A 6,107-nucleotide genomic window follows, 5' to 3' on the forward strand; every position below is an offset into this window, starting at 1 on the left:
GCGCCCACCACAGCCCGAGGGCCAGCCCGGTCGCGAGGAGGAGGGCCCACACCGTCACGATCGTGGACGGCCAGCCGGCTCGGCCGCCCAGGACCAGCACCGGCGCGGCCACCCCGGCCAGCACGACCTGCCCGGCCGCCCGCTCCCACGCGACCGCCCGCAGGCCGGCGCCGCGGTCGTCGACCCCCTGACCGTGGCGCAGGCCGCGGTCGACGTCGCCCAGCACCCCACCCGGCAGCGTGACGTTGAGGAACTGCGAGCGGTAGCAGGCGGCGAAGGCTGCGCGCAGCGGCAGCTCCACGCGCAGCCTCCGCGCGATGAGCTGCCACCGCCAGGCGCCACAGGCGGTCGTCACGGCGATGATGACGGCGCCTGTGGCGCCCCCCTGGACCAGGGACTCGACTGGAGTCGCGCGCATCGCGTCCAGTACCGCCTGACCCCCGAGGCGGCTCACGAGGACGACCACGATCGCGAGGCCACCCAGCGACCGCGCCCAGGCCCACCACGATGCGTTGATCCCGACCTCCGATCGCCCGTCTGCCCACGGTGCCCGTTCCCGCGGTGAATGCTGCTCGACAGCTCGGCACGGCGTCCCGCACCGCGTCGCGAACATGGCCCGTCCACCCCCCATACGGGCATTGCGACAGGGCGGTTCACCCGCCCACTGGTGGTGGGTGCGCCAGCAGGTCGAGGTGGTGGACCGTGACGCGGAGCAGACCCGCGCGGAGTTGGGCGCGCCGGCGAGTGAGGTAGGCCGATCCCGCTCCGGTGAGCTCGGGCCGCTGCTCACAGGCTGCTCCGACCCAGCCGTCGAGCCACTGGGACGTCAGCGCCGGCCTCCGCGCGTCCAGCTGCCACATGGTCGGTTCCGTGCTGACCTCGGCACCCATCGAGCGGAACAGTCGGACGGCCTCCCCGACGGCGTCGGGACCGAGCAGCGGCCGGCCGGCGACGGTCCGTCGCTGGTGGTCGTTGAAGGCGGCGGCGAACGCCCCGTCAAGGGGGTCGGCCGGGGTGAGCTCGACGAGCCCGGTGACCGAGATGGTCACGAGGGCAGGACATCCCACGCCGACGCACAGCCTGACGAGTCGCAGGAGCTCCTCCGCGGTCAACATGTCGAGCAGGGCAGAGGCGGTGACCAGGGACGCCCCCGTGAGGGCCTCGGGCCGCAGCCGGGTGACGTCGTCGACGTGCCGGGTCTCGACCGTGACGGCAGCGCCGTTGCCCGACCTCAGCGGTGGGTCGGACTCAGCGAGGCGCAGCAGGTCGGCGTCCCGGTCGTGCAGGACCCAGTGCTGCGGACCGACGAGGCCCGGGGCGAGCCATCGCCCGAGGGAGCCGGAGCCGCAGCCGAGGTCGTGCACGACCGTGACAGCACCGCCTGCGCGCGCCTGGTGGGTCGCACGAATCCTCCGGGTCAGCCGGACGGAGCGGGCGGCGGCGTCCGCTGGCTCCCGCAGTCGCAACCACCCGGGGTCCACCCGTGCCTCGCCACGCTCGCTCACGCCGACACCGCGCAGAGAACCCTGCCCATGGCCTCGCTGGTGGCAGACCAGTCGGGGAGCGTGGTGCGCCGAATGCGGGCGGCATCGCGCAGGTCACGGCGCAGGGCGGGCTCCGTCAGCCACCTGCGCAGTGCGAGACCGAGCGACACCTGGCTGCCCGGACGGACCAACAGACCCCCGGGCCGTCCCGTGGTGGTGACGCCGAGCGCCTCGGGCAGCCCCCCGACGTCCGCCACGACGACGGGGATCCCTCGGGCGTGCGCCTCCGTGACGACCATCCCGAACGTGTCGGTCCGCGAGGGTGCCACCAGGAGGTCGGCCGCGGCATACGCGGCGTCCAGCTCGCCGCCGACGCGAGGGCCGACGAAGGCGACGCGGTCGCCGAGCCGGGCCGCCGTCCGCTCCCGCAGGTCGGCGGCGAACGACGGGTCGATCTCGAGAGAGCCCACGCAGGTGCAGGACCAGGCGAGGTCGACCAGGTCGGCCAGCGCCCTCACGAGGAGGTCCTGCCCCTTGGCTGGGGTGACGGCTCCCACGCACAGCAGGTTCCCGCCGGTGGGACCGCCCGCGACCAGCGCGGCACCCTCGACGCCCGGCGCCACGACCGCGACCCGACGCGGCGTGAGCGCGTAGGCCTCCAGCAGCCAGCTGCGCGTCCAGCTGCTCGTCGCCACCACTGCCGCTGCCGAGAGCAGGCACGTGCACTCCCGTGCGCGATGGTCGTCGTGACCACCCGTGGCCGCACGAACGCCCAGCGGCAGGTGCACGAGGACCACCAGTCGCAGGCGTGCGCCCTCGGGCGCCAGGACGTCTGGGGCCGCACAGCCCACGAGTCCGTCCAGCACGACGAGGCTGCCGTCCGGGAGGTCGCCGAGCGACTGCCCCAGGCCGGCGAGCGACACCGGGTCGGGGTCTGGCCACTGTCCAGGCACCCGGTGCTCGCGGACGACCCAGCCCAGATCGGTCAGCCCGCCGCACAGCATGCGGTCGTAGGTGTTGCCGCCGCTGGGCCGCAGGGGGTCGTGGACCCCGTCCGGGACGACGACGTGCACCGTCCTCATGGAGCCCGCTCGGATGGTGCCTGGTCGAGGGATGCCTCGTGGAACGGTTCCTGGTCGAACGGTGCCCGCTCGAACGACGCCCAGGCGACGTGCGACTCGTGCAGCGTCACGGCGATCCCGGCCAGGGCCCTGCTCGCTGCGGCGCCCAGCTCGCCGGCCCGTACCCGGGCGGCGAGCCGGTCCGCGACCACCTCGGCCAGCCGCTCCGTGGTCGTGTTCGTCGGCCCCAGGGACTCGTCCTCGTCGAGGTTGCGGTACGTCAGCTCCCCGACGACGGCGGCGAGGGCAGCGCCCGCCCGGCCGATGTCGACCACCAGCCCGTCGGCGTCGAGCGTTGGTGCGCGGAAGGTCGCGTCGACGACGTAGGTCGCGCCGTGCAGCCGCTGGGCCGGTCCGAAGACCTCTCCGCGCAGGCTGTGGGCGACCATCAGGTGGTCGCGGACGGTGACGCTGAACATGGGCTACTCCTCGTCGTAGGTGATGACGTGGCAGATCGCAGGCACGCTCCCGTCCGCCAGCGCCCGCAGCACCTCAGGCAGCTCGTCGAACCGCGAGGTGCCGCTCAGCAGGGCGTCGAACGCCGGGTCGCGCAGGAGCTCGAGGGCCAGCGCGAGGCGCTCGGACGGCGACCGGCTGCCTCGGCGTGCGGGCGAGACGCTCCCGACCTGGCTCGCGCGGATCGACAGGCGCCCCGAGTGGAACGCACCACCCAGTCGCAGCCCCACCTCGGTGTCGCCGTACCAGCTGAGGTCCAGGACGCTGCCCTCCGGCGCGAGCAGGTCCAGCGACAGCTGCAGGCCTGCCGACGAGGCGCTCGCGTGGACCACCAGGTCGCGGCCGTGGGGCGCGTCGACGGGTGTCGCGAAAGCGGCGCCGATGGCTGCGGCGACGTCTGCCCGCGCCGGCTCCACGTCGACGACCGTCACCTCGGTGCCGGGGATGCCGACCAGCAGTCGGGCGACGCACAGGCCCACCATTCCCGCTCCCACGACGGCGACCCGGTCACCGACCAGGGGCGCGGCGTCCCATAGTGCGTTCACGGCGGTCTCCACGGTGCCCGCCAGCACCGCCCGCTCGGGCGGCACACCTTCGGGCACCTCCACGACGGCCGAGACCGGGACGACGTATGCGGTCTGGTGCGGATGGAGGCAGAAGACCGTGCGTCCGACCAGCCGGGCCGGTCCTTGTTCGACGACGCCCACGCTGAGGTAGCCGTACTTGAGGGGGCCGGGGAAGTCACCCTCCTGGAATGGTGCGCGCATCCGCTCGTACTGGTCGGGAGGAACGCCCCCGCGGAACACCAGGGCCTCCGTGCCGCGGCTGACCGCTGAGCGCAGGGTCCGCACGAGGACCTCGTCGGGCCCGCGATCAGGCACCTGGACGCGCCGCAGCTCGGCAACACCCGGTTCCAGCAGCCAGAGGGCACGGGCCTCCACCGGCGGTGCGCCTCCTCCCGGGTGTCGGCGGGGCCGGACACACGCACGAGGTGGTGCACCGGTCGTACCCCGTGACACGGAACCGGGGTGGGCCTGGTTCACGTCCGCGCGCAGGTGATCGCGAGGTTTCGCGCGCTGACGAAGGCCGCGTGAACCGGCGGGAGTCCGCGGCCGTGGTGAGGAGAGGGATGGCGTGAGCCGGCTGCCGGCCCGGCGCCCCTCCTGACCACGACGGACCACGACGGACGGAGGCACGACATGTGGGTGCGGATCGTGACAGCGGTGGCGGCCCTGGTCTCGGCGGCCGTCCACCTCATCCTGTGGTGGTTCGACGGCTACCGGGACATCGACGTCATCGGACCGGCCTTCCTGCTCAACGGCGTGGCGGGCGCGGTCATCGCGGTCCTGCTGCTGCGATGGCGACACTGGGTCCCGGCATTCCTCGTCGCCGGGTTCGGGGCGAGCACGCTGGGGGCTTTCGTGACGTCCGCGACGGTGGGACTCTTCGGGGTGCACGAGACCTGGACGGGCGGATGGGTGCTCTCCGCGGCCGCCTCGGAGGTCGTGTGCATCGTGGGCGGGCTGTTCCTGCTGCTCGAGCAGTGGCGAGCTGTCAGGTCGCCAGCCGGAGCAGGACCGTCCCCCCGGCAGTCCGCAGCTCCACCGCGGTGATGTCGCTGCGGTCGGTGGCGGTCGCCGCCGACAGCCGCATCGTGCGTCCCGGCAGCGCTCGCCACGTCGCCACCTGCTCGGCCTGGCCGTCCCGGGTGCGGATGACGAGGGCGTACTGACCGTCTCCGGAGCCCTCGTAGTCGGCTGTGTCGGCGACGTACGAACAGGTCAGGTCCAGGCGCGTGCCCCAGGCCACTCCGGTGACCAGGAGCTCGGCGCGGACGGGCGTCCGGCCGCTCGCGACCATCGGGCGTCCGGTCGGGCTCGCGGTGACGGAGGGGGTTGCCGTCGCGGATCGGTCCCCACCGACGCCGTCGCCGTCGCCGCGGCCCTCGCCGAGTCCTCCTGCGAGGGCGAACGCCACCACGGCGACCGCCGCGACCGAGGCGGCGACGGTGGCGACGAGCACCGAACGCCTGCGCTGTGCGCCGCGGACCTCGCCCACCAGCGCGGGCAGGATGGTGTCGGGCAACGGCGGACCAGTGCCCGGGTCGAGGGTGGCGACGTCCACCTGCCCCAACAGGCCGGGCAGGCCGGCCAGCTCGCGCACCGCCCGGCTGCACTCGGCACACTGCGGCAGGTGCCGCTCGAACTCGAGCCGCTCGGCAGGGGACAGTGCGCCGAGGACGTACGAGCCGTCGAGGTGGGCCAGGTGACAGGTCATGCCCCCACCCCCATCTCCTGGAGGGCCAGGCGCAGGGCCCGCAGGGCGTAGTGGGTGCGCGACTTCACCGTGCCCTCAGGGATGCCGAGCCGGTGGGCCGCCTGGGCGACGGAGGCCCCGCGGTAGTAGCACTCGAGGAGGACGTCCCGATGGTCCTGCGAGAGCGTGAGGACTGCGTCGGCGACCATCCACGACAGCAGCAGCTGGTCGGTGTGGTCACCGGGCTCGCGCGCCTCGGGAACCTCGGCCACCGTCAGCTCAGCGCTGGTCCGGCGGGTGCGCCACTCGTCGATGACGATGTTCCTGGCCACGGTGAAGAGCCACGCGCGCACGGACCCCCGCGACTCGTCCAGCCGGTCGTGGTTGCGCCATGCGCGCAGCAGCGTCTCCTGCACCACGTCCTCGGCGTGCGCACGGTCCTGGCCGGTGAGCCGCAGGCAGTAGCCCCACAGCGCGGCGGCATGGTCGTCATGCAGCTGCTGCATCAACGCGGTGGAGCTCGCGGGCATCCGACCTCCCACCCCCATCCTTACGCAGCCGTGATCGACACGGTTCATCAGTCACGGTTCTTCGCGAAGGAGGGAACAGGCGTGCCGCGCGCGACCGCGCCACCGCCCGCGACCGCGCCACCGCCCGCGCCAGACCGCGCCATCGCGCCAGACCGCGCCATCGCGCCAGACCGCGCCATCGCGCGCGCCAGACCGCGCCATCGCGCGCGCCAGACCGCGCCATCGCGCGCGCCAGACCGCGCCATCGCGCGCGCCAGACC

8 protein-coding genes and 1 pseudogene are annotated in these 6,107 nt (G+C 73.9%); 1 reads left to right on the top strand and 8 read right to left on the bottom strand.

Annotated features, from left to right (window positions below; genetic code table 11):
- The 5 genes from AC1DV7_RS17945 to AC1DV7_RS17965 form a co-directional block, all read right to left on the bottom strand.
- The coding region (locus tag AC1DV7_RS17945; RefSeq protein ID WP_477598698.1) for a lysylphosphatidylglycerol synthase domain-containing protein at positions 1-418 on the bottom strand (418 nt) is incomplete at its 3' end.
- A 235-nt stretch (positions 419-653) separates the two neighbouring features.
- Positions 654-1,505 carry an SAM-dependent methyltransferase gene (locus AC1DV7_RS17950; protein ID WP_477598699.1) on the bottom strand — a complete coding sequence of 284 codons (852 nt, stop codon included), beginning with the start codon at positions 1,503-1,505 and terminating at the stop codon, positions 654-656.
- Positions 1,502-2,566, bottom strand: coding sequence for a glycosyltransferase family 4 protein (locus tag AC1DV7_RS17955; protein WP_477598700.1), 1,065 nt, complete (start codon positions 2,564-2,566; stop codon positions 1,502-1,504). The genes AC1DV7_RS17950 and AC1DV7_RS17955 overlap by 4 nt, the downstream gene beginning before the upstream one ends.
- Complete coding sequence (locus AC1DV7_RS17960; protein ID WP_477598701.1) at positions 2,563-3,024, bottom strand: 6-pyruvoyl trahydropterin synthase family protein; 462 nt, start codon at positions 3,022-3,024, stop codon at positions 2,563-2,565. Before AC1DV7_RS17960 ends, AC1DV7_RS17955 begins: the two co-directional genes overlap by 4 nt.
- 3 nt (positions 3,025-3,027) lie before the next feature.
- Positions 3,028-4,002: a zinc-dependent alcohol dehydrogenase gene (locus AC1DV7_RS17965; protein ID WP_477598702.1), complete on the bottom strand. Its 975-nt coding sequence runs from the start codon at positions 4,000-4,002 to the stop codon at positions 3,028-3,030.
- A gap of 258 nt (positions 4,003-4,260) precedes the next feature.
- On the opposite strand from AC1DV7_RS17965, the gene AC1DV7_RS17970 reads away from it, so the two are divergent.
- Positions 4,261-4,674, top strand: a complete 414-nt coding sequence (locus tag AC1DV7_RS17970; RefSeq protein WP_477598703.1) for a hypothetical protein — start codon at positions 4,261-4,263, stop codon at positions 4,672-4,674.
- Here the strand turns inward: AC1DV7_RS17970 and AC1DV7_RS17975 are convergent.
- The 3 genes and pseudogenes from AC1DV7_RS17975 to AC1DV7_RS17985 form a co-directional block, all read right to left on the bottom strand.
- Positions 4,616-5,338 (bottom strand): zf-HC2 domain-containing protein, encoded by a 723-nt coding sequence (locus AC1DV7_RS17975; RefSeq protein ID WP_477598704.1) that lies wholly within the window; start codon positions 5,336-5,338, stop codon positions 4,616-4,618. The genes AC1DV7_RS17970 and AC1DV7_RS17975 overlap by 59 nt on opposite strands.
- On the bottom strand, positions 5,335-5,847 hold the full coding sequence (locus tag AC1DV7_RS17980) for a sigma-70 family RNA polymerase sigma factor (RefSeq protein ID WP_477598705.1): 513 nt from the start codon (positions 5,845-5,847) through the stop codon (positions 5,335-5,337). The genes AC1DV7_RS17975 and AC1DV7_RS17980 overlap by 4 nt, the downstream gene beginning before the upstream one ends.
- A 47-nt stretch (positions 5,848-5,894) precedes the next feature.
- Positions 5,895-6,107 (bottom strand): annotated as a pseudogene (locus AC1DV7_RS17985) (hypothetical protein); the annotation flags it as partial.

It is taken from the genome of Pedococcus sp. P2_E4, from assembly GCF_056403935.1.

What these genes read in the sequence shown, in the direction of transcription:
- AC1DV7_RS17955 (WP_477598700.1), bottom strand. Translation starts at nt 2,566, where the DNA reads ATGAGGACGGTGCACGTCGTCGTCCCGGACGGGGTCCACGACCCCCTG.
- AC1DV7_RS17975 (WP_477598704.1), bottom strand. Translation starts at nt 5,338, where the DNA reads ATGACCTGTCACCTGGCCCACCTCGACGGCTCGTACGTCCTCGGCGCA.
- AC1DV7_RS17960 (WP_477598701.1), bottom strand. Translation starts at nt 3,024, where the DNA reads ATGTTCAGCGTCACCGTCCGCGACCACCTGATGGTCGCCCACAGCCTG.
- AC1DV7_RS17980 (WP_477598705.1), bottom strand. Translation starts at nt 5,847, where the DNA reads ATGCCCGCGAGCTCCACCGCGTTGATGCAGCAGCTGCATGACGACCAT.
- AC1DV7_RS17970 (WP_477598703.1), top strand. Translation starts at nt 4,261, where the DNA reads ATGTGGGTGCGGATCGTGACAGCGGTGGCGGCCCTGGTCTCGGCGGCC.